At 32.8% G+C, this 24,830-nt stretch carries 19 protein-coding genes and 2 tRNA genes; 9 read left to right on the forward strand and 12 right to left on the reverse strand.

From position 1 onward, the window contains the following. The first annotated feature begins 42 nt into the window (after positions 1-42). From proS to typA, 5 genes are all read left to right on the forward strand, one after another. On the forward strand, positions 43-1,521 hold the full coding sequence (proS, locus tag MG292_RS07265; RefSeq protein ID WP_264533385.1) for a proline--tRNA ligase: 1,479 nt from the start codon (positions 43-45) through the stop codon (positions 1,519-1,521). A 78-nt stretch (positions 1,522-1,599) separates the two neighbouring features. Continuing rightward, a tRNA-Glu gene (locus MG292_RS07270) sits at positions 1,600-1,671 on the forward strand. Positions 1,672-1,717: 46 nt separating this feature from the next. Then, a tRNA-Glu gene (locus tag MG292_RS07275) sits at positions 1,718-1,789 on the forward strand. Positions 1,790-1,956: 167 nt separating this feature from the next. Beyond that, positions 1,957-2,208 (forward strand): 30S ribosomal protein S20, encoded by a 252-nt coding sequence (rpsT, locus tag MG292_RS07280; protein WP_264533384.1) that lies wholly within the window; start codon positions 1,957-1,959, stop codon positions 2,206-2,208. Positions 2,209-2,335: 127 nt separating this feature from the next. Further along, a complete protein-coding gene (gene typA, locus MG292_RS07285) occupies positions 2,336-4,132 on the forward strand; it encodes a translational GTPase TypA (RefSeq protein WP_264533383.1) in 1,797 nt (598 codons plus the stop codon). 52 nt (positions 4,133-4,184) lie between these two features. On the opposite strand, the gene MG292_RS07290 is transcribed toward typA, so the two are convergent. The 3 genes from MG292_RS07290 to MG292_RS07300 are packed head-to-tail and all read right to left on the reverse strand — an operon-like array spanning position 4,185 to position 13,171. Continuing rightward, a complete protein-coding gene (locus MG292_RS07290; protein ID WP_264533382.1) occupies positions 4,185-6,962 on the reverse strand; it encodes a T9SS type B sorting domain-containing protein in 2,778 nt (925 codons plus the stop codon). A 34-nt stretch (positions 6,963-6,996) separates the two neighbouring features. Further along, the gene (locus MG292_RS07295; protein ID WP_264533381.1) at positions 6,997-11,328 is read right to left on the reverse strand and encodes a T9SS type B sorting domain-containing protein; all 4,332 of its coding nucleotides are present in this window, start codon (positions 11,326-11,328) and stop codon (positions 6,997-6,999) included. Between the two features lie 22 nt (positions 11,329-11,350). Next, complete coding sequence (locus MG292_RS07300; RefSeq protein ID WP_264533380.1) at positions 11,351-13,171, reverse strand: T9SS type B sorting domain-containing protein; 1,821 nt, start codon at positions 13,169-13,171, stop codon at positions 11,351-11,353. Between the two features lie 110 nt (positions 13,172-13,281). On the opposite strand from MG292_RS07300, the gene MG292_RS07305 reads away from it, so the two are divergent. Then, positions 13,282-14,343, forward strand: coding sequence for a hypothetical protein (locus MG292_RS07305; protein WP_264533379.1), 1,062 nt, complete (start codon positions 13,282-13,284; stop codon positions 14,341-14,343). 175 nt (positions 14,344-14,518) lie between these two features. Here MG292_RS07305 and MG292_RS07310 read toward each other — a convergent pair whose 3' ends face one another. Continuing rightward, entirely contained in the window at positions 14,519-15,577 is a 1,059-nt protein-coding gene (locus tag MG292_RS07310) for a nucleoid-associated protein (RefSeq protein WP_264533378.1), read from the reverse strand. A gap of 134 nt (positions 15,578-15,711) precedes the next feature. After that, positions 15,712-16,251, reverse strand: coding sequence for a plasmid pRiA4b ORF-3 family protein (locus MG292_RS07315; protein WP_264533377.1), 540 nt, complete (start codon positions 16,249-16,251; stop codon positions 15,712-15,714). A 394-nt stretch (positions 16,252-16,645) separates the two neighbouring features. On the opposite strand from MG292_RS07315, the gene MG292_RS07320 reads away from it, so the two are divergent. The 3 genes from MG292_RS07320 to MG292_RS07330 are packed head-to-tail and all read left to right on the forward strand — an operon-like array spanning position 16,646 to position 19,124. Next, the gene (locus tag MG292_RS07320) at positions 16,646-17,980 is read left to right on the forward strand and encodes a 2TM domain-containing protein (protein WP_264533376.1); all 1,335 of its coding nucleotides are present in this window, start codon (positions 16,646-16,648) and stop codon (positions 17,978-17,980) included. A 21-nt stretch (positions 17,981-18,001) separates the two neighbouring features. Next, the gene (locus MG292_RS07325) at positions 18,002-18,316 is read left to right on the forward strand and encodes a 2TM domain-containing protein (RefSeq protein ID WP_264533375.1); all 315 of its coding nucleotides are present in this window, start codon (positions 18,002-18,004) and stop codon (positions 18,314-18,316) included. A 52-nt stretch (positions 18,317-18,368) separates the two neighbouring features. After that, positions 18,369-19,124 (forward strand): LytR/AlgR family response regulator transcription factor, encoded by a 756-nt coding sequence (locus MG292_RS07330; protein ID WP_264533374.1) that lies wholly within the window; start codon positions 18,369-18,371, stop codon positions 19,122-19,124. Here MG292_RS07330 and MG292_RS07335 read toward each other — a convergent pair whose 3' ends face one another. From MG292_RS07335 to MG292_RS07365, 7 genes are read right to left on the reverse strand one after another with little or no spacing between them, the layout of a single operon-like run. Then, entirely contained in the window at positions 19,125-19,895 is a 771-nt protein-coding gene (locus tag MG292_RS07335; protein WP_264533373.1) for a CDP-alcohol phosphatidyltransferase family protein, read from the reverse strand. 41 nt (positions 19,896-19,936) lie between these two features. Then, on the reverse strand, positions 19,937-20,953 hold the full coding sequence (locus tag MG292_RS07340) for a COX15/CtaA family protein (RefSeq protein WP_264533372.1): 1,017 nt from the start codon (positions 20,951-20,953) through the stop codon (positions 19,937-19,939). After that, the gene (locus tag MG292_RS07345; RefSeq protein WP_264533371.1) at positions 20,950-22,374 is read right to left on the reverse strand and encodes a CCA tRNA nucleotidyltransferase; all 1,425 of its coding nucleotides are present in this window, start codon (positions 22,372-22,374) and stop codon (positions 20,950-20,952) included. The genes MG292_RS07340 and MG292_RS07345 overlap by 4 nt, the downstream gene beginning before the upstream one ends. A gap of 29 nt (positions 22,375-22,403) precedes the next feature. Then, positions 22,404-22,787: a GxxExxY protein gene (locus tag MG292_RS07350; RefSeq protein ID WP_264533370.1), complete on the reverse strand. Its 384-nt coding sequence runs from the start codon at positions 22,785-22,787 to the stop codon at positions 22,404-22,406. Between the two features lie 39 nt (positions 22,788-22,826). Beyond that, entirely contained in the window at positions 22,827-23,396 is a 570-nt protein-coding gene (locus tag MG292_RS07355; protein ID WP_264533369.1) for an L-threonylcarbamoyladenylate synthase, read from the reverse strand. Positions 23,397-23,400: 4 nt separating this feature from the next. Next, positions 23,401-23,955 carry a DUF3575 domain-containing protein gene (locus tag MG292_RS07360; RefSeq protein ID WP_264533368.1) on the reverse strand — a complete coding sequence of 185 codons (555 nt, stop codon included), beginning with the start codon at positions 23,953-23,955 and terminating at the stop codon, positions 23,401-23,403. Positions 23,956-23,976: 21 nt separating this feature from the next. Beyond that, positions 23,977-24,822: a DUF4422 domain-containing protein gene (locus tag MG292_RS07365; protein WP_264533367.1), complete on the reverse strand. Its 846-nt coding sequence runs from the start codon at positions 24,820-24,822 to the stop codon at positions 23,977-23,979. Positions 24,823-24,830: the final 8 nt, after the last annotated feature.

Below are 24,830 nucleotides of genomic sequence, written 5' to 3' on the forward strand. Positions count from 1 at the left end.
GTTAATGTAAACGAAAACAAAATTTGTGCCAAAACAATAAATATGAGTAAGAACCTTACTACACGATCAGAAGATTATTCAAAATGGTATAATGAGCTGGTTGTAAAAGCAGATTTAGCAGAAAATTCAGGAGTTAGAGGTTGTATGGTAATAAAACCATATGGTTATGCTATTTGGGAAAAAATGCAAGGAGAGTTGGATCGAATGTTTAAAGAGACAGGACATCAAAATGCTTATTTTCCTTTATTCGTACCCAAAAGTATGTTTGAGGCAGAGGAAACTAATGCAGAAGGCTTTGCTAAAGAGTGTGCTATTGTTACTCACTATAGATTGAAAACAGATGAAGGTCGCCCCGGAAAATTAATGGTGGATCCTAATGCTAAATTAGAAGAAGAATTAATTGTTCGTCCTACAAGTGAGGCAATTATTTGGTCAACTTATAAAGGTTGGGTACAATCCTATCGCGATTTACCATTATTAATTAATCAATGGGCCAATGTAGTACGTTGGGAAATGAGAACGCGTTTGTTTTTAAGAACTGCCGAATTTTTATGGCAAGAAGGGCATACTGCACATGCTACACGTCAAGAAGCTATTGAAGAGTCAGAAAAAATGATGAATGTGTACGCTGATTTCGTTCAAAATTTTATGGCGATTCCAGTTGTAAAAGGATTAAAAACAGAAACCGAACGTTTTGCAGGTGCTGATGAGACGTATTGTATTGAAGCTTTAATGCAAGATGGAAAAGCATTGCAAGCGGGAACTTCTCACTTTTTAGGGCAAAATTTTGCTAAAGCCTTTGATGTTAAGTTTGCTAATGCCGAAGGAAAACAAGAGCATGTTTGGGGAACTTCTTGGGGAGTTTCTACACGATTGATGGGAGCCTTGGTAATGACGCATTCGGATGATAACGGTTTAGTTTTGCCTCCAAATTTAGCTCCAATTCAAGTCGTAATTGTTCCTATATATAAGTCAGATGAAGAGCTAGAGAAAATTACTTCTGTAGTGAATGATTTGATGGCTCAATTCAAAAAACTTAATATCTCAGTTAAGTTTGATAGTAGAACCACTCAAAAACCAGGCTTCAAATTTGCTGAATGGGAATTAAAAGGAGTGCCTGTTCGTATTGCTGTGGGGCCAAAAGATTTAGAAAATGGTACGTTTGAAGTGGCGAGAAGAGATACATTGAGTAAAGAAGTAGTTTCAAATGATGGAATTGTAAATTACATCAATGATTTGTTAGAAATCATTCAAAATGATTTATTCCAAAAAGCATTGGATTATAGACAAAATCATATTACAGAAGTAAATTCTTTTGAAGAATTTAAAGAAGTATTAGAGAATAAAGGTGGATTTATTTCGGCACATTGGGATGGAACTCCTGAGACAGAAGAAAAAATTAAAGATTTAACCAAAGCAACTATCCGTTGTATTCCTTTAGATCGAGTAGAAGAGCAAGGGAAATGTATTTTTACAGGATTGGAATCTGCTGGTAGAGTGTTATTTGCAAAAGCCTATTAAAAAAAAATATTTTTTTTCGCGTCTACTCTTGTGCGTCTAAAAAATAGTTGTATTTTTGCATCCGCATTACAGAAATGAGGTCCGTTCGTCTATCGGTTAGGACGCCAGGTTTTCATCCTGGTAAGGGGGGTTCGATTCCCCCACGGACTACAAAATCTGTTTGATGTATTAGTCATCCTGAACTTAGAAGGAAATTGGTCCGTTCGTCTATCGGTTAGGACGCCAGGTTTTCATCCTGGTAAGGGGGGTTCGATTCCCCCACGGACTACAAATTAGTTTTGAAATGGTTTTATGAAGCAAGTGGTAGTGTCTCTCTTCTTGTTTTATTAGTTAAAACTGAAGTGATTAGTTAAAAAAAAAAATTAATTGTGGGAGGTTTTTCTAATTTTATTTCTAATAATCAATTAGTTATTTACATTTTAAAATATACAACAAATGGCAAATCATAAGTCAGCTTTAAAAAGAATCAGAAGTAACGAAAAGAAAAGAGTATTAAATAGATACCAACACAAAACTACTCGTAATGCGATTAAAGCTTTGCGTTTGGCTACTGATAAATCAGATGCTACATCTAAATTATCTACTGTTATTTCTATGATAGATAAATTAGCGAAGAAAAATATCATTCATGATAATAAAGCAGCTAATTTAAAATCTAAGTTAACAAAACACGTTGCTAAATTGTAATTTAATTACAACACAAAATAACAAAGCTTCCTTTTAGGGAGCTTTTTTTATACCTTAAACTTTAATGAAAAGAAACAATTTTTTATCTCAAAATAAAGTGTACCTTTGCACCCATTAAAAATTACAGATGGAATCTATTAGAAACATTGCAATTATTGCTCACGTTGACCACGGTAAAACGACTTTGGTTGATAAAATTATGTATCACTGTCAATTATTTCGTGAAAACGAGAATACAGGCGACTTAATCCTTGATAACAACGACTTAGAGCGTGAAAGGGGAATCACAATTACCTCAAAAAACGTTTCTGTTGTTTATAAAGGAACAAAAATCAATATTATAGATACTCCTGGTCACGCCGATTTTGGTGGTGAGGTAGAGCGTGTATTAAATATGGCTGATGGTGTTTGTTTATTGGTAGATGCTTTTGAAGGCCCAATGCCGCAAACTCGTTTTGTTTTGCAAAAAGCAATTGATCTAGGATTAAAGCCATGTGTGGTAATTAATAAAGTAGACAAAGAAAACTGTACTCCAGAAGAAGTACATGAAAAAGTTTTTGACTTAATGTTTGAGTTAGGAGCTACAGAAGAACAATTGGATTTCCCTACCGTGTATGGTTCTGCAAAAAACAACTGGATGTCTGACGATTGGAAAAATCAAACAGAAAACATTGAGCCTTTATTGGATATGGTAATTGATCATGTACCTGCACCAAAAGTATCTGAGGGAACTCCTCAAATGTTAATAACATCATTGGATTTTTCTTCTTTCACAGGACGTATCGCAATTGGTCGTTTAGAAAGAGGGGTGTTAAATGAAGGGATGCCAATTTCTTTAGTGAAAAGAGATGGAAGTATTATAAAATCAAGAATCAAAGAACTACATACTTTTGAAGGTTTAGGTCGTAAAAAAGTGCAACAAGTTATAGCTGGAGATATTTGTGCTATAGTTGGAGTAGAAGGATTTGAAATTGGGGATACAATTGCTGATTTTGAAAATCCAGAGGCTTTACAAACTATTGCAATTGATGAACCAACAATGAGTATGTTGTTTACTATTAACGATTCTCCTTTTTTTGGTAAAGAAGGAAAATTTGTAACTTCTCGACACATTCGCGAGAGATTAACTAAAGAGTTAGAGAAAAACTTAGCGATGAAAGTGGGCGAAACTGATTCTGCTGACAAATTCATGGTCTTTGGGCGTGGAGTATTACATCTATCAGTTCTTATTGAAACGATGAGAAGAGAAGGGTATGAGTTGCAAATTGGTCAGCCACAAGTAATTATTAAAGAGATTGATGGTGTTAAATGTGAGCCTATTGAAGAGTTAACTATTGATTTACCGGAACATCTTTCTGGTCGTGCAGTAGAATTTGTTTCTGTACGTAAAGGAGAAATGTTGAGTATGGAAGGTAAAGGAGACCGCATGGTGGTTAAATTCAATATTCCTTCACGTGGAATTATAGGATTGCGAAATCAATTATTGACGGCAACGGCAGGAGAGGCGATTATGTCACACCGTTTCATTGGATATGAACCCTATAAAGGTGAGATTCCAGGAAGAAATAATGGATCTTTAATTTCTATGGAAAATGGAAAAGCAATTCCATATTCTATTGATAAACTACAAGATCGTGGTAAATTCTTTGTGGATCCTAATGAAGATATTTACGAAGGTCAAGTTATTGGAGAAAATTCTCGTAGCGATGATATGACGGTAAATGTAACTAAAACTAAAAAGTTAACCAATGTACGTTCTTCAGGTGCTGATGATAAAGCAAGAATTGTTCCTGCAATTAAGTTTTCATTAGAGGAAGCATTAGAATACATTCAAAAAGATGAATATGTTGAGGTAACACCAAAATCCTTACGTTTGCGTAAAATCTATTTATCTGAAACAGATAGAAAAAGATACAAAATCTAAGGATAAGTATTTAATTTATATAAAAAACCACCAGCGAAAGTTGGTGGTTTTTTTATCTTTTCAAACTAAAATGTCCTTTGGTTTCTCTGCCGTCTTTTAACTTAACACTAAACCAGTAGTCGTCAGAGGGTAATTGATTTTCATTAATTGTTCCATCCCAACCTTGACTTTGAGGAGTTATTTCTTTAATGAGTTGACCAAAACGATTGAATATTCGAATGTTTTGTATTGTAAGTGACACACTGGAACCTTTAACATTCCAAAAATCATTGTAGCCATCACCATTAGGAGTAAAAAACAAAGGAGCTTCAAGAACAACTAATTCTGAGTTTATTTGCCCACAACCATCAATATTTTCAATTATTAATTGGTGAATACCTCCAGGAATATTTTCAAATATTGGATTGTTTTGAAATGGAGTTGAGGTGCCGTCTTCGAAAATAATTTTATATCGATAAGCAGCAGCATTGTCTAATATTACAATGACTTGATTATTTTTTTGTAAATCTTTAATTTGTAATGAATTGATTCTTGCGAGTTTAGATAATGTAAGGGTTATATTTCGAGTTGCTTTGCAACCTAGATTATTAGTAATAGTTACATTGTATTTTCCTTCTTTATTTGTTCTAATTGTAGGAGAAGTTTCGTTAGTATTCCATAAATAAGTAAAATCATTTTCAGTTGCAGGAAAAATAATACCAGCATCTAATACCGCAAAATTATTTGAGCCTTCACATACTATTTTATTTTCAGACAGAGCTACCGAAGGACTTGGATCTACATTAATATCAAATTGGCCAGTACCAAAACAGCCATCTTCATTTTCAGCTCGTATGAATATAGTTTTTGAACTAGATGTATATGTTTTTCCTAGTGGATTTATTCCTAAATCGGCATCATTTTTACTTGAATAGTAGGTCAAAATTACATTTTGAGGTAAATTGAGTTCATTTCGGATTTGCAATGTCTTATTTTCTAAATCAAATTCAGCTTTATTATTGCCATTGGTGCATGCATGTAAGACTGAAGGTAATAGTGTGATATTTGGATTTGCATGAAGCATTATATTTTGTATGCTGTAACATGATCCAGAAGGGAGTACTAATTTTGCATATATTATTTCATTAGGGATACTATTTCTGTAGATAGGATTTAAAGCATTTAAATTATTTTTATCTTCATTAGCTTCTGAAATAGATTTGTAATAATAAATTTCAATATCTGTTTGTCCGGTACGTAAAAAATCATTTGCTAAATCAAGATTAAAACTAGCAAGTCCATCGGTTGAATTATTGTCTTGAGTATCACATTGAATTAATTTATATGGAGTAGAAGTTGTTTTGGGGCTATTATATATTGTTATGGTTTTTTCTATAGGTTCTCTTTCCTCGCCATTAACCGTTTTTATTAATGTTACTTTATAGTCTCCTGGACTAAGATAAGTGTGGTAAGCATCTTTATTGTTAGAAGTAGTTCCATCCCCGAAATTCCAAACTACAGAATCAACTGTTTCTGTTGAATTAATATAAAAATGGGTAGCTTGGCCCAAGCAATTACGTTCATAGTTAAAGCTATATAGAAATAAAGAAGTAATAAATGGCGGTAATCCTAAATGTACGATTCTATTTTTTAAATCAATTTGATTTTGTAGATAGTTGCAATTTAATCCATCTAGTTCAGGATTATTAATTACAGAGATTTTATCATATCCATCCTGCAAAACAGGATAACCTGATCGGTATATTTTTTCATCTATTGCTAGTTGTAAAGCACCTGCAACATTATATGAATTATTGATTTCGATTTTAGAATTTATAATATTATCACTTTTTAAATTGTATTGAAATAACGAACTTCCTTGACTAATACCTTCAATATCAAATGAGTTGGTGGTCACATATAATTTTTTTGATTTTGCAGAAAATTCTACTCCATACGGATTTGATCCACTTAAAATAGTTATTCCATTGTTTACGTTACCTGTAGCAGTGTTGAAATCGAATAGCCAAACATTTCCAGTATTCCTTCTGACTTCTCCTTTTGGACCTAATTCGTTATTTGGTTTCGATGAAGAATTTACAATAGCTAATTTTGTACCGTTTGGAGAGGTCTTTAGGTATCCAATAGCATTTGAATGATAACCTCCAAGCATTACATTCATGGGGGTACTCGATTTTACAGGAGTTTTATTTACTCCAGTATTAGTTATTTTGAACGCATAAAAAGTATCTAAAAAATGAGTTATTACCCAAAAAGACACTCCATCTGCATGTTGTACTGCGGTTATTTTTTCTGAACATTTAAATTTTAATTCTTCTGTGTCTTCAGGATTGTAAGTAATTAAATGGATATTTTTTTCAGTAATAGGAATATCTCCTAATCCATTGTTTAATCTTAAATCAACTTGCGAATAATTTAATCCATTATTAGGGGGATCCTCGTCATTTAAAGGATCGTTGTCAACATTTTCGGCAAGAGGTTGGTCAACAGTAAATATGTAATAAACAAATGGATTATTTGGTTTAGGAACTATTATAGCAGATTGCGTACTTGAAACATGACCTAATAAGCCTGAACCATTAGGCATCACCTGATGTAATTTGTTATAAACAGTTGATCCGTCAGTATAAAATAGGATATTTCCATTTTTATCTGAAATACTAGCACATCCTTCACGTGTGATTAATTTTCCGTTTAATAAACCAACAGGAGTTCCAGAGTTGAAGTCTAAACCTGCTTTATCTCCAAAATACCATACTGCAGCTTCTTTTTGAGCAAAAGAATTGCCGAAAAAGAAAATCATGACTAATAGTAGGAGCTTTTTTTTCATGAATATAGTTTAAATCTTCAGAATTATATAAATATTATCGTTGTAAACTAAAGTGTCCTTTTGCTTCTCTGCCGTCTTCTAATTTAAGTGTAAACCAATAATCATCGGCAGGTAGTGGAGCTCCGTTGATAGTACCGTCCCAACCTTGGCTAGAAGGTAGTATTTGTTTCATTAATTTGCCATACCTGTCAAAAATATAGATGATAGATTTTGAACTAAAATTAGCATTAACACCTTTTATATTCCAATAATCATTAAATCCATCGCCATTAGGAGTGAAAAATTTTGGTACACCAATAACGGCTATAGTTTTACTTACTGTACCACAACCATTTTTATCAGTAACAAAAATTTCATGAATTCCAGCAGTAACATTCTCAAATCGATTTGAATTTTGAAAAGGTCCTAATGGAGCGTCTAAACTGTATTCGTAGAGCCCTTTTCCTGAAGCGTTTACAGTAACAGAATTTAAATCTGTTAAATCAACAATATCAATGCTATTAATTGTAGCCACATCAGAAGCGTTTACTTGAATAATTCGTGTTCTATAACAGCCTGAATGTGTACTCACTGTAACAGAGTAGGTTCCTTTTGTATTTACATTTAAAGTAGGGTTGCTCTCTGCAGGTAAAACAGTACCATCTTTTGACCAAGTATATGTGTAATTGGTAGTTGGTGAACCATCAGTAATTCCAGCGTTGAGTTCTACAAAGAATGTAGGAAGATTGGAGCATACTAATTGATTATCTAATCCATTGCTATTAGTATTTATATTGGGCTTGGGATTTACAATTAATTTAATATGAGGGCCTAAACCATAACAAGAATTATCCAAAATGCTTTCTACTCTTACCCAGATATCTTGCTGATTGGGGTAGCCTGAATTTCTATAATTAGAAGTGTTTGTAATTTCATTAGTTTCTGCCAAAGCATCTGCCTCATTTGGATAGTATTTGATGGTATAATTTGTTAAAGGTGGAATTAAAAAACTTTGAATATCAGAAGTAACACTGCTAAAGTCAAATTTTGAAATTCCATCAGTATCTGTACTTATTGTAGCAATATCATCATCACAGTCTTGAAATTCTCGTTTGAAAGTCGTTGGGATTTGGGTAGAAGAAACAATTAAATTTATTTCTGATACACTAAAACAACCGTATGGATTTTCAACTCTAACCCAAATTTTTCTTGAATTTGAAGTAAAGGCTAGAGGAGTATTGATTAGAGCGGTATTATCTTTTGTTTGAGCACCAATCAATGAAGTATAATAGAAAAACGTCTCTGAACTATAATTTGCAGATATAAAGTTATTTTTTTCTGTTAAATTAAAATCAGAAACGCCATCAGAATTATCATCACATTGTTTTAAATCAATGGAAGATGCTAATGTAGGAAGTGCATAAACAGTCAAAGTAGCAGGATTAGAAATTAATCCGCAACTATTTCCTGATTTATTTAATTGAACACGGTATTGAAAACCGTTCATTGAATTGATTACTCTCGTGATAGTGAGAGTATTTGATGTAACTCCAGAATAAGTGGTGTTATTTGTGATATTGTTCCAATGAATACCATCAGTAGATAATTGCCATTGATAAGTATTGCCACCATTGTCAACTAAAGTAACTGAGGAATTTTGGAGTTCACAGGTTGGAGCTATTTGTGGTTGTGTACTGATGCTGATTGGGGCTGCTATGGTATAGTTTATATTGGGATTAATGTATCCATTGCTACTTATTACTACTCCGTTAGAATTTATAGTTGGCGGAATACTGTTTCCAAGAGTGGCATTTGTATTGCCCAAATACCCAGCTTCTATTACATCTGAGCAACCATCATTATCACTGTCTAATTCTCTGTAATTTTTAATTCCATCACCATCAATATCAGGGTTGGTTGCATTGGTTCCTGATTCGTCTAAATCATAGATTCCGTCATTATCAGTGTCCAAATCCAAATAATCTGGAATGGTATCATTATCAGTGTCTAGTGGTATAGTACCTGATCCAAAAACATCAAAAAGTCCGTCTTTATTATTGTCAAGATTAGAAACGGATGTAAAAATATTAGGGAGTGATTCTGTTGTGTCAGTTATACCATCATTATCGCTATCTAAATCGAGTTGATCAGCAATTGAGTCACCATCGGTATCCTTGGGAAGGCAAGTAGCTATTATTGAAAAAGTAGCTTTGTTATTTGTGCTATCGGATAAATTTTTATGAGTAAATGTTAACGAATTAGTTATGTACGTATGAAAACTGAAGGTGCCAGTACCCGCTGTGAGAGGTGTGATGCTATTTAGTCGAAAACTAATCTCAAATGAAGAATATTGAGTTACTCCACTTTCAAAAATACCATCATAATTTGTATCAATTAATAACTGATTGTTTGGGTTTAAAACGGTAATTGTCTTATCATTGTCTGATTTTATACTGAATTCTCCATCGGAGGTAATTAAATCAGTATTATTAGCAGAATCTACATAGTTTATAGCTAAAGAAATAGGTTTAGCAAAATTAATACTGTATTCTAACGTGTTTCCTTTTCCGGCAGGGACTTCGCTAATAAAATCACCATTTGTTTTACCAGTAAAAGGTGTAATAACAGCAGAATTATTTAAAGACAATGTATTGATACTTGTTGAAAAAGTAGTACTATACCCCATTTTAGTTACTATGCCAGTAGTAGAATCTATACCCATATCTCCGTATGATTCAGTACAATTTGTAATTCCGTCATTATCATTGTCTAAATCGATATTATCAAAAACGGAATCATTATCTAAATCTGTCGGACAATTGCTTATGGGAATTTTATCAGACAATGTGTTAGTGCTACAGCTAGGAATACTTCTTTTAACTTGATAATATCCTGCTTCTGAAGGAGTAAAAGTATCTCCCGTAGCACCTGTTATAATGGCGTCATTTTTTAACCATTGGAAAGTATAATCAGGGTCAGGAGTGGTCTTTAATGTGATATTAGGAATACAACTGCCAGAAATTGAAGTTGAATTTTCTATTGTTAATTCAGGTTTTAAATCAAAACCTGAATAATAACCACCATAAGTAGCATAAACATTTGTTCCGTAATAGGATACATAAACTTGTTTCGTTGATTTTACACTAACATTTCCTGAAAGTCCATTAATAGAATAAAAGACAAAATTAGGGTTTCCATTAATGGTTATTGGGTTTGTAACGGGAGTATTATTTACTAAAACTCCTGCACCAGTTTCGGTTACAATATTGACAGTGCCATCATAAGTTTTGGAACCTATTTTATCTATTTGAGGAATATTATCTACAATTTTAGGAGTAGAACAGTTGAGTGGAGGTACAAAAAACAAATTTTGGTTTGCATTGGATGATGTTCCTCCAATGCTCTGATAAGCAAAAACTTTTTTTGAAGAGGATATGTATAAATTATTGTTCAAAAATGCACTTCCGTCAAAAATATAATATTGTCCACCCTGAAGAGTTGTAATAGGGCTAGTACTCCCGTTTGCATAAATTTCGGTATTATCTTCGTCAGCAATAAGTAGTGCACGTTCTAGTACGGTAGTTCCAAGACCTTTTATAAAAATATATTCTTTGCCAATTTTATCCGTTCCAACAATTTGATCAAAACCTACATCTCTTCCAGCTCCTGAAGCAGTGGAGGGATCATTTGTTCCACCAAACGAACCACTATTTACAACGACATCTTTATTAGATTCAATTAATGCACCAATAAGGTTACTTCCTGTATTGCCATTAATAGCTAAAATGTAACTTTCGTTTTTATTAAGATTGATTGTAATAGGTCCATTATAAGTAGTGTTATTAGCAAATAAAGTACCATTCGTTATATTTGAAATAGTAATCGTTGTATTATTTTCTGTAGCTAAAATGGAAAAAAAGTTGAGTAGTCCTACTATTGTAGAAGAATTGAGCATTGCACCAGCTCGAAAGCGTTTACCTAAAGCGCTATTTCCTTTACAAACAAGCCCTCCAGCTTGTGCAAAATTACCTACATTTGTTCTTACACTGGTATAAACCAGTCCTTCACTTTCAATGATAAATCCTTTGTTTGTTACAATTCCAGTTGAGATACTAGGTACAAATAATTGCGTCGCGTCTCCAGAACCAATCAAGTGAATATAAGGAGTAGTTTTATTTACCCAACCTGAAATTGTAGAACCTCCTATTTGAATGATTTTGAAGTTTACATTGCTTACACTTGGAGTAGAAATATAAATATAGTGATCTTGTGGTAATGTGGTTGTTGCACTATTAGATGTTATTGGCGGAATATAATGTGTTTTACTAAATTGCGCTACACAATTTATAGAATAAAAAAGTAAAAATAAAAGTGGTATTTTTTTCATTGGCTAAAAATAACAAAAAAAATTACCTTTTTAAGCTAAAATGACCGTTAATGGTTTGATTATCATTTAGGATTAATTGAAACCAATAATCGTTAGAAGGAAGTGGATAACCATTAAAAGTGCCGTCCCAACCTACAGAGTTCGACATCATTTGTTTGAGTAATTTTCCGTATTGATCAAAAATAGATATCACAGCCTGTGGATATGTATCGAAATTTTCTATTTTCCAGACATCATTGATTCCATCCCCATTGGGTGTAAAAAAGGTAGGATAATCTAAAATGGTAAATGGATATGTGGTATATTCACAATTGGAGGTATTTCTAATATATGCTAAATAATTCCCTCTTGGTAGTCTTGTAAAAAGTGGATTTTTTTGATAATTCGTCCCGTCGATAGAAAATTCGTAGATAGCATTGGTAGAAGGAGTAATTAATTCAATTGAATTTTTGCCACCAGCAAATTCTTTGATAATAGGTGTTGGTAAATTAGTTTGATTGCGACTACTTGTCATAGTACGCAATGTAATTTGAGCCGTTTCCGAACAACTTATTTTGGAATTAATTCCTTTTGCATATACGATTTGGTCTCCCGTAGTTGTTTTTTCAAAAGCAGTAGGTGTAACAATAGGAACTGTTAAGGTATTGTCGGTATAGTATCCTTCAATAGTAGTACTTGAAACATTGTTGGTGATAATAGATTGTACTGAAGTTAGATCAAATACTGCAATTCCTAATCCGTTATCGTCGCATTTAGAAAGCTCGACGTCTTTTAGATTCATTCCTGGGGCGTATTCTATTTTTATTTCACCAGTAAAAACACATCCGCTAGTATCCATTGCTTCTACTTTGTATATTCCCGCTTGTGTTACTGTGAGTGTTGGATTAGTTGCGCCAATTAATGGGGTTAAAGCCCCGTCTTTGTACCATTTGTAAGCATATGTTGTTGACATATTGGTTTTGATGTCGAATGTTTCTCCGTTACAAATAGCGGTATTATCAGCGATTAGGCGGTCTTTTCCTAAATTAATTTTTGAAGTAAAGCTACCAGCTTCAATAAATAAGGCTGAGAATTGTGCCTTACTTCTATCCTCAGCAATTACGAATTTAATTCTGTATTTGTGTCCAATTTCTAATTTACTTTGAGCGTTTAAAACTTTAGTTTGTCCTGCATAATTGATAGGACTAAGGATAGCTACATCAGTATTGAATTGACCAAAATACGATTCGTTTTTAGCATCACATTTGGCTAAAGTTGGGTCGGAATTGCTTATTGCTGGATGTATGTTTTTTGAAGATACAGGAGTGCCATCAGGCAAAGTAGCAATATTAGTATAATTACTATTGGTGGTAATATCTTTAATTAGAATTGCTAATCCATCAGAATAAGAACAAGGATAATCTCGAATGTATTCATTGGAAGCAAAAATGTAATTGAAACTTAAAAAGTTTGTTGCCGATTCAAAATCAAATTCCAGTGTTGTAGCGTTTAGTGAGTTAATTCCCAAAATAGCATCCATATTGGAATCTCCATTCCAACTCGCTACACTACCACTAAAAGCAGGATTATAAGGGCCTGTTGAATTTTCAGCTTCCCAAGTGCTTAATACTATTCCGGAAGTAAAAGGGAAATTACTTCCGTTCTTATCAAATGTGGCAAAGCTATTTTTGATGGGAGAACCTGTAGCCGTTGCAGGATAAACAGTGAGACAAGAGTTATTATTGGTTACCACTCGGACTAATTGGTCGGCATTTTGTGTATCATCAATACTGATTTGAGCCATTATCCAATTAGGAAAACAACAAATGAATAGTACAAATAATAAGGTTTTTATCCAACTCATAATAAAACAAAGATACTACAATTCTCTTTTTTTGTTTAACTAACGGAAAAGGAAACCAAAAATTATTTTCAAGTATATTTTTCAGTAAATTTGTTGTAAATACATTCCTAATGAGCGAAGAACCTTTGATGATATTTAAAAAGCCGTCTTATCCCATTAATGAGGCTTTGTTGGACTATCTTGAACGATTTGATAGAATTTCTAAATTTCCAATTTCATACGACGATTTGTTGCGGTTCTCTGGTTCAATTAATGTATATGACAAAGAAGATCAGGATACGTTGTGGATTAGAGTCTATTACAACGAATTTGAGCGTGAAGAAATTGATTTGACTTTGAAAAAAATCTATTCCCTACTTCACTCTGATGGTAACTTAGAGATAATCAAATTCTTAAATGTCGATTCAATTGACTATTGTACCTTTGGAAATTCAAAGCCATTTCGAATTAAAATCCGAAATATTCTAAACGATAACTATACGCATTTTTATATTAAAAAAGCCGATGCCTCAAGGGTATATGGGTTGGAATTGGAACATATTTTATCACCTGATAAAATCAATTTCTTAGTGCATCAAGATACTTTAATTGAGGAACATATTATGGGAATTGCTGGAGATGTTTTTATTAATAACCATCTGAAAAATTGTTCTGAAACAGAAAAATCACAAATCGCTAAGGAGTTTGTAAAGTTCAATGAACGTTCTATGATTCGGTTACTTGGTGATATGCGCGCTTACAATTATGTGGTGATTCCTATTCACGATTTTGACCAAGTAGTGTATCGAATTCGAGCCATTGATTTTGACCAGCAATGTTATGAAGGTAATTTTAAGGTGTATCGTCCTCAATTTTTCAAGGAGAATTATCCCATGGTGAAATTGGTAAAAGATAAATTACAAGAAAGTTCTATCAATCAATATAAAAATGAGGAACGTTCTGTTTTGGCTAAACGAATTCACTCGGCCGAGAACAGAATTAAAAGGTTGTTGAAAATTATGGGAGAAGATACTTTGTCGACTCCTTCTCATTTGGAGCAGCTAAAATTAGAATTGTACCGATACACCAATGATTTGAATTTTAAGAAAGCCAAATCGATGGGAAATATTATGAGTGCTTCTTTTCAGTACATTACTCGAAATTTCAAAAACGTCAATCCGTTTAAAGCGTAGTAAGTAAAAAAAATGCTTCTAAAAAAAGAATCGTCTTGTCATTCCGAATTTATTTCGGAATCTATAAATTTTTATATGTCAATCTATATAATAGAAACTGACCCGAGCAATAGCGAATAGGCAAAGCAAACAAGTTCAGTTTGACAAGATTTTGACTTTCAAGTGTAGTCTTATTTTAATTTTTCTCTTCCTTATTGAAATATACCAAGTAATAGTACATTTGTTTTTCTTCGTCCCAGCCTTTTTCTACAAATTTTTCAGCACTTTCTGGGTTGATGAAATCCATTTTAATTTGGATGTGTGTGTCTAAATTAATCACGTTTTTGATCGATTTTCTAGCATCAGAAACTGCTGCGTTTGCAATAGGGAAGGTGGTGATATCTTCAATACTGTATTTGTCGCCTTTGCCTACTTTATAATTTTTAAATTCAGGAATCAAATCAGGATTATCTAACACCTCATTTAAGAAATTAGTTTCCTCAAATTGGTCGTTTTTGGCAAAATAATTCACAGAACGATTCATAAACATTACTTCTTCTTTTTTGTCTTCAGCAGGGAAAACTACGTCTTTAGCAAAGCCTTGACAGAATTTCAAGTATTTTTTAGTGATGTAATTTTCATCTTCAAAAGCATCTACAGATAAGAAGTGTTCTAACCAATACCGTGCATCGTAACGGTTACTATCCACCGTTAAGATTTTATATCCTTCTTCTTTTTTGTAATTGAAAATCAAACAACCTTTGTCCAATTTATTCAAACTCACTCCGTGTTGTAAAATCATTTCAAGGTGAGTATCTTTTTCTTCAAATTGTAAAAAATCAGCTTGGATTTCACTTTTGAAAATTCCGATGGCATCGACTACATTGTTATCAATAGCAAGGTTGGTTAAATACGTAACATATACTTCACCATTCTTAATGTGTGGGTGATTGGATTGTTCAAACAAATGTTTGGTGATTTGCTTTGAAACCTCATGAACATTAGACGGATTCTCAAATATTTGAGAAGCAAATTGGTACATTTCATTGTAATCCAAATCCACTTCGTGCGCAAACTGAAAGTAATTTTCCTCTTTCTCTCTGAAAGGCTTGAAGAAAAATTCTTTTATCAACGGAACAATTTCATCAGTTAAATTATATGGTTGTTCGGATAAAAAAATAGCTTCGTTACGGCTTTTATTTCCTACACGGTGTATAGAAAGTGAATCAATATGGGTGTTGAATAGGTTAATCATAAGGTTTTTGCCCCTCCCGTCCTCCCCGAAGGGGAGGTGCAAGAATAGGTGTTTATTTTAGTTATTTTTTAATTATAAATAGAATTTAAGTATATTTTATGCTCCCTCTCCTTTGGAGAGGGTTGGGGTGAGGCTTAATTCCAATTTTCTTCGTAGCCAAAGTCTTCAAAACTGTCATCACCTTCAAACATATCTAGGTCGTCATCGTCTAAATCGTCTTCAAATTCACCATAGATATCATCATGCATATCCGCCTCAAAGTTTTTTTCAATAGCTTCATCAGGCATTTCTCCGTGAGAAAATAGTGTTTCAGGATAAATGGCTCCTGCTTTAGGTTCTTCGATAGCAGCTAATTCTACCAAGAAAGTCCACATATTGATGAAGTCATATACGTAGATGATTTTTGTGTTCTCTTTATCTAAAATGTCCGACAATTTGTAATCGCTCATAATGGTTTGTTCTCCAGGAACATCTCCTGCGTCAAACATTGGAATTTCATCTTCTTGGTTCCATGTATCATCACAAGTATAAAAAGAAGCCACTTCCATTCCGTCAAATCCAAAAGAATTGAAGATAGCATTGTGTAAATCTTCTAAAGTGTCTTCGGCAAGGATAGCAATATCTCTGAAAATATCTTCTTCGGCATCAAGAATTACTCTGAATTTATAAACCATAATCATTGTTTTAATTGAAAGTTCAAAGGTAAATTATTAATTACTAATTACGAATTGTGAATTACGTTTTGTTGAAAAGATTTTAAATTGTTGAAATTGAGTGTTTTATTCTATCTCATGGAATGTTTTAGCCAGATTCTCAATCACTGGAGAATAATCTGGAATATTTTTCTTCTTGAAGTGTTAATTCTGTTGGGTGTGGATTGATTCATTTTACAATTCATCGCGGTTTTTTGACATTTCGGTTTATCTTATTTTTATACATTGATACTTTAGTGCAACTTTGCTTTACCAAATAAATAAATAAAAACAGCATTATGATCCGAATAGTTATTTTATTAACCTTAAGTTTGGTTGCCTTATTGCGCCAATTCTTATTTTAAATCCAATGAGTATGTTTACTAAATTAGTTAAAGAATTTCCGAGAGCTTTTGTTCTTTCGCTAAGTATATTTTTAGTATTATTACTTGTACGTTATCTTATAGGAGATGTAATTGTGTTAGGAAATTCCTTTTGGATATACTTTGGGTATACCATGTTATATGGCCTAAGTTTGTACTATGCTAATGCTGCAGTATTTATATATTTAGATTCTTTTTATAAAGACAACCGATTTACAATCAATCGATTAATTGTTGGTTTTGTAAGTACATTTTGTATTACACTTTTTGTGGTTTTTCTTTTGCGCGTTTTTGAAGAAGTGATTATAGATGGGATCTCTTTTCAAAAATATATAGAAGAGGAGAGTATAGGACATTTTCTAATTCCTATAGTGCTTTTTGTCATTGTTTCGTTGGCGATTCATGCTTTCTATTTTTATAAAACCTTACAAGAAAACAAATTCAAAGAACAAAAAATAATTGCGACTACTGCCAATGCACAATTTGAAAGTTTAAAAAATCAAATTGATCCTCATTTTCTATTTAACAGCCTCAATGTGTTGAGTTCATTGATTGAAGAAAATCCTGAAAATGCCCAAAAGTTCACCTCTTCTTTATCTAAAATATACCGTTATGTTTTGGAACAAAAAGACAAAGAATTAGTGGCGGTTTCAGAAGAATTGGCTTTCGCCAAAATTTATATGCAATTATTAACCATGCGTTTTGAGAATAGTATTTCGTATGAATTGCCAGATTGTACTAACGAAGAAGCCAAAGTAGTTCCTTTGTCATTGCAATTAGTATTAGAAAATTGCATCAAACACAATGTGGTGAGTAGTTCAAAACCACTGCACATCAAAATCAGTATTCAAGACAATCAATTGGTAGTTGAAAACAACTGGCAAAAGAAAGAAGTTCTTTCTGACGGTAAAGGTGTTGGATTGCAAAACATTGTGAATCGTTATGCCTTATTGACTGAACGTAAAGTAAAAGTGATTCAAGATGAAAAATCGTTTAAAGTCTATTTACCTATATTAACCAAACAAATTTCAATAATGAAAACAGCTAAATTTACAGAAGAAGATATGGCTTATGCTCGAGCTAAAAAAAGGGTGGAGCAATTAAAAGGATTTTATGGAAATCTTACTTCGTATTGTATCGTTATTCCAACATTAGCACTAATTAATTACTATACTTTTTGGGGATTTCAATGGTTTTGGTTCCCAATGCTAGGTTGGGGATTGGGATTGTCTTTTCATGCCTTTGGCGTTTTTGGCTACGGAAAATCCTGGGAAGAACGAAAGATACAAGAGATTTTAAACAAGGATAAAAACAATAATTGGGAATAATATTTTAAATAAGTCAACCAAATGGGAAATTTAAATTCAGATCAAATTCGTTACGAAGAAGCGGTAAAAAAAGTTAAAAAGCTTAAAGGATTTTATACACATGCTATAGTGTATGTAGTCATCAATATGATGTTTGTCATCGTCAATGTTCAAAATCTTCAACCTGGTGAAAGTTATTTTCAATTCAAAAATTTCTTTACGGCATTTTTCTGGGGAATAGGGTTGTTAGCTCATGCAATGGCTACTTTTGTTCCGTATTTTATTCTTGGTAAAGAGTGGGAAGAGCGTAAAATCAAAGAATTGATGGAGAAAGAAAAAGCTAATAAGTGGGAGTAATTTAGTCATAGTTGTCACAACATAAGAACTTGAAACTTGAAACAAAAAAACAATGAACATTATCATCATCGAAGACGAAAAACCAGCGGCTCGTTTATTACAACGTAAACTTGAAAAACTAGGCTATTCGATTACCACCTTACTACATTCGGTTGAGGAATCGTTAGTGTGGTTTCAAAATAATCCACATCCTGATTTGATTTTTTTAGATATTCAATTATCAGATGGTTTGTCGTTTGAAATTTTTGAAAACATCAATATCAAAAGTGCCGTGATTTTTACCACGGCCTATGATGAATATGCGTTGCGAGCCTTTAAATTGAATAGTATTGATTACCTATTAAAACCTATTGACGAGGAGGAATTGGCTACTGCAATTTCAAAATTCAAAAATCAATTTCAAATCAATAGTATTTCGAGTTTAGACTTTGAATCTATCAAACAAATGTTGGTGAATCCTGTTTCAAAGGAATACAGAAAACGTTTTTCGGTTAAGATAGGTCAACAACTCAAAATAATTGATGGAGCTGAGATTGAATGTTTGTATAGCGAAAATAAAGGCACTTATATTCATACCTTTGACAATAGGGACTATTTGATTGATAGTAGTTTAGAAATTGTAGAAACAGAACTCAATCCCAAGGATTTTTTCCGCATTAGTAGAAAATTTATTATCCCGATGCAGTCTGTAAGAGAGATACACGTGTATGCTAATTCTAGACTAAAAATCAGTTTGCCAACGTATAAAGCCGATGAGGTAATCGTAGCTCGAGAACGTGTTTCTGATTTTAAAGAATGGTTGGGTTAATTAATTGAAATTAGTTTTTCGAATCCCAATAAAAATAAGTATCAAAACAGAATACGCAATAAAAAACGGAATGATCCATTCTATTTGTCCCAAAGGTAAAAGTACGGCAATAATCAGCAATTGGAATCCTAAACCATACAAGGAAACCAAGGTCATGAACCAGTTGGGCAAGGTTTTTACCTTATAAGCATCGCTGTCTAAGGCGTGAATAATTTTATCAAAACCACCATAAACTACGGTATAGATTTTAAATAGAATATTGACTGCTTTTTGAGTTTCTCCAGGTAAAGCTCTAGGTGTTTTGTATTCAAAAACCTTGCTGGTAGTATCCCCTCCAATAGATTTGTTTCTTAAAATCACATAGTAATAATTGTATAGTGTGCCTTGCAATTGAATGCAAAAAAATGCAATCAAAGTAAGCCAAAACGAAGTTTGAGAAACATAACAAATTGTTATTAAAAATAGAAAGTTTAAAATAATATCAAATACACTATCAAGGTACCTGCCTACATAAGAAGGCGTGTTTTTCAATCGAGCCAATTCGCCATCGGCAGCATCAATTCCTGATTTTAGTACAATGAAAAAACCTGCCCATAGATAGTTTTCGTTGAGAATGAAATAAATTGCGATTAATCCAGTAATGCCAAATAATAGAGTGATATGAATAGGAGTAAAGCGCGTATCCTTTAAGCTATTGGCAAGAAATTTTCCAAAAGGTCTTCCGTAATCGGATAAATCTAAAAATTTATCTTGAGTGGCTAGTTTAGACATTGATTATGGTTAAGACGATGTTGTGACATTATAGTCGGGTATTATTGGGTATTTTTTTTAAAATTTTCTAAAACTAAATAGAATTGTAAGCCAAATAGAAGGGTCGCCATTACGATATGAATCGTTTGAGATCCAAAAGGAAAATTGAAATAATACATCGCGATACCAGATAGAATTTCTACACAAAGCAAGGCTATTACCCAATCCATTTTAGTAAAACCAAGCTCCATTTTTCTGTTTCTCCAAAATAAAAATGCATTGGCACAAACCACTAAAATAGAAAAACTTCGGTGGGTGTAGAACCCGCCTTTCGGATTTTGTAACCAAACTTCTTTTGGCAAACCTGCCTCTACAATTGTATCAACCGATTCTCGGACTTGAGTTCCAAAAAGAATTTGTACAATGGTCAATCCTAATGCGGCAAACAATACCCATTTAAATTCATTATCAATTAATTGTGTCTGTTTTTTCTCTTGAGTAGTATAAATCAAATACAACTGCACCGCAACAATAAGTAAGGCTGCCAGCATGTGTGTGGTTATTTTATAGGGGTTCAAAACAGAGTCCACTACAGTTTTTCCTAACCATGCTTGAAAACCCATTAAAAAACAGATGAATAAACTATAGAATATTAGTTTTTTGTTTTCTTTCCAATAACTGAATGATAGAAACAGCGCAATGATACAAGCGATACCTGCTAATGCACCAACTAATCGATTGATATATTCTACCCAAGTATGGAATGGATTGAAAAGGGCATAATCATGTTTGGTATATTTTTCCCAATGAGAGCTTTCAAAACGTGTTGGAGCTGTAAAATTATCTTTCGCTACCAAAAGTGTTTCGTCTTTAATTATAACTTGACCTTTTGAATATTCTTTTCCAATGGTGTAAAGCAATTCTTTTTCTTCAGTAGGAGGGATGTAATAGCCAAAGCATTTCGGCCAATCAGGGCAACCCATACCCGAACCTGTCATTCGGACTAATGCTCCAGCAATAATTACTAGATAGACTAAAATTAAAGCTGCTTTTGCGGAGGGTAGAAAATATTTTTTCATGATTGTTTTGCTTTTTGTAATCCTAATTTTTCAGCTCTTTTTAAAACAAAATCATAGGCTGCTTGGTATTCATTTGGAATTTCGCCTTCTAATATAGCTTCTTTTACCGCTTCTTTCAGCACACCAATTTCGCGCGATGGTTTGAGATTAAAAATAGTCATGATTTCCTCACCAGAAATAGGAGGTTGGAAATTTCGGACGTGATCTCGAGCCTCTACTTCAATAATTTTCTTTCGAACGATATCAAAATTATTGTGGTATTTTTTGAATTTAGCTGGGTTTTTAGTGGTGATATCGGCTTCGCAAAGGGTCATTAAATTATCGACATCTTCACCTGCATCAAAGACTAATCTTCGCACTGCTGAATCGGTAACAATCTCTTCTGCTAACACAATAGGTCTGGAACTCATCATGACCATTTTTTGAACAAATTTCATTTTTTGGTTCAACGGCATGTGCAAGCGCTCAAAGATTTTTTTGACCATTTTCCCTCCTAAAAATTCATGACCGTGAAAAGTCCAACCTTGTTTTTTGTTAAAACGTTTAGTAGGTGCTTTACCTATGTCATGTAATAAAGCCGACCAACGCAACCATACATCATCTGTATTCGGACAAATGTTATCCACCACCTCTAACGTGTGGTAAAAGTTGTTTTTGTGTGTATGACCTTCTATTTCTTCTACCTGATTCAAAGCAGTCAGTTCTGGTAAAATAATATCCAAAAGTCCTGTTTTGTATAATAATAAAAATCCAACAGAAGGTTTTTCTGTAGATAAGATTTTATTCAATTCATCTACGATTCGTTCGCCAGAAATGATTTTGATGCGTTCTGCATTTTTGGTAATCGAAGCCAAAGAATTCTCTTCAATTTCAAAACCCAATTGGGTAGCAAAACGAATGGCTCGCATCATTCGCAATGGGTCATCAGAGTAGGTAATGTCTGGATCAAGAGGTGTTTTTATTGTTTTGTTTTCCAAATCCAAAACCCCATTAAATGGATCAACTAAATCACCATAAGTCTTTGGATTTAGTGATAAAGCCAATGCATTTATTGTAAAATCACGACGGTTTTGATCGTCTTCTAAAGTTCCGTTTTCAACAACAGGATTCCGACTTTCAAAATGGTAGGATTCTTTTCGTGCGCCCACAAATTCGATTTCAGTATCCTCAAAACGAAGCATGGCCGTTCCATAGTTTTTAAAAACCTGAACTTTTGGTTTTTTAGGAAGTAATTCAGATACTTTCAAAGCGAGTTCGATTCCGCTACCTACAGCAACAATATCGATGTCTTTTTTAAAATCTCTTCCTAGAAGAAAATCTCGTACAAATCCACCAATAACATAGCTTTCTATATTAAGTTCTTGTGAAGCTTTAGCAATAACTTCGAAAATTCTATTATTTAAAGCAGATTTGTAATTCATGTTTTTTCCACCGCAGATTCGCAGATTTGTTATTTAATTGAATTAACTATTCGTTTATATTCTAATGAAACTGAATTGAAATTTACCAGTAATGCGAGTTCATTATTAGATATTTTTAAATAGTTTAGACATTGATTATAATGATTTGCATTAAAACAATCTACAGTTTTTATCTCTAAAATTATTTTGTTGTGTACTACAAAATCGGCATAAAATTTATGCTTTAGTATTGTGTTTTTATAATTAACGCTAAATTCTTTTTCTCTTTCAAATGGAATGTTTAGTTGGGCAAATTCAAATTCTATGGCATCTTTATATACAATTTCAGAAAATCCTTTACCTAAATTCTTATGAACTTCAAAAAGAATTCCAATAATTTGATATGTTTTATCTTTATGTAAATAATCTTCCATTGATTATATTTTAATCTGCGAATCTGCGGTAAAATTTAATTACTTTCTAATCACTTTTACCTGCGCATCATTTGTCAATTTTATAATTGTAGATGGTTTGCCAGCAATTTTTTCGTGGTGCAAATTTACAACATAGTCCACACCTTTTATAATTTCGGGACTAATTTCTTTAAATGATTTTGGAGTAGGTTGTCCCGATATATTGGCCGAGGTAGAAACTAATGGCTTTTTCATGCGCTCCATTAATTTGAAACAAAAAGGTTCTTTTACTAATCGAATTCCTAAAGTTTTGTCGGGCGCAATTAAATTAGGCGCTACATTCCAAGGATTGTCAAGAATCAAGGTGGTTGGATTCTCAGATAAATCTAGAATTTGCCATGCTACTTCAGGAATATCTTTAAATACATTGTACATCATTTTCTCTCCATTCATGAGGCAAATCATACTTTTTGATTCTTCCCGTTGTTTTAAAGCATAAATTTTTTGTACCGCCTCTTCATTGGTGGCATCACAACCAATTCCCCAAACCGTATCAGTAGGATAGAGAATGATTCCGCCATTTTTTATGACTTCAAAAGCATTTAAAATTTCTTGATTGATGTTCATCATGATTTTAGTTTAGTTGATACGATAGCATAATACCACCTCTATAAGGGAGCCATTCACCACTTTTATTATATTTTACGGCACTCTCGTATCGTTCATTTGTACCAATGTAATATCCTTTATAAAAACCTTGGTGCGATCCACCTCCTAAAAAACAGTCTAAATGTAATTTTTGATTAATTTTTGCTTTATAGCCCAATGTTACTCCCATAACATACCCTAATCCTTTTTCGTATTTATTAGTGTTTAAATAATTCCATTTTTGGAAATTGAAAATGGTTGCTCCTACATGTGCTCCTAAGTAAAATCCATTATTTTTTTCTTTAAAATGGTAGCGGTATTCGGGAATAAAAAGATAAAATTCTCTAGGATTGCCTTTGACCGATTTCCAAAATGAAGCGGTAATGTCAAATTGAAAGGTAGATTGCTTACCAATACTTGTTTCAATACCCACATTTGGAATCGTCAATAATGTTGTAAATACATTCCCTTTTAAATAAGTTTGGGCATTTGAATGGATGGTACAACTGAAAAAGATTAGGATAACGAAAAATTTTTTCATGAAGGGGGAGATTTGATTACGTTACTTAATTGATTTTAGGTGATTTTTTTTAGTAAGCTTAGAACGAAACCAAAAAATGATATTATTGTTGTATTCAACAACTTTCTTCATTAACCTAGACTTTGATTTGTATTTGTCAGCAACAAAATGTACTGGGAGGTATTTTATTTTTAACTGATTATGATATACATACACATTGAGTAATCGTTCAGACATAAAACCTAATACTCTTTCTTGATACGGATTGGTAGAAATTTCTATTTGCTGTTCTACATCTTCTAAGATTGAAAATAGCCAAGTTGTATAATCATCAACGAGTTCTTTTTTGGCTACAAGCATATTGAAAGGCGAAAAAGAATTGTTCTCAAACATTACTTTTTGGAAAGATTTTATATATTCTGGATGTAATTTTGCTACTGTTTTAGCGAGAATGTCAAAATCTTCTGGTAAATGGGATAATGCGTAATGGCTGTAAAGTGATCGTGTTTTAACTAATGGATTGGGTAAAATAATGTCATACCCGTCTAGGAGGTTTTCTTTGTAGATATAATTTTCAAAATTAGTTGAAAAATATTCTTCTGTAATTTCTATAATTGTATTTGCAGATGTAGTGTCTGAAAAATCAAAAAATCGTCTATAGTGGCAAAGACCAATAGTACCAACTTCATTTAAGTTCTTCCACGCCCAATACAATGCTGTAAGTTCGCAATAGTTTTTGTTTTTTTTACTGATATTGCTTCCAGTATTATCAGACTGATAAGGTAAATTCAAGGAACTTATTTCTTTCCCAACATGAATAGGCAAAAAAGAGTTGTCTTGAATATAATTGAATTCTCTGTGTGTACAAATTAGAATTTTGCTGCTCATAAATGAAG

It is taken from the genome of Flavobacterium keumense (genome assembly GCF_029866485.1).
Classification (GTDB): domain Bacteria; phylum Bacteroidota; class Bacteroidia; order Flavobacteriales; family Flavobacteriaceae; genus Flavobacterium; species Flavobacterium keumense.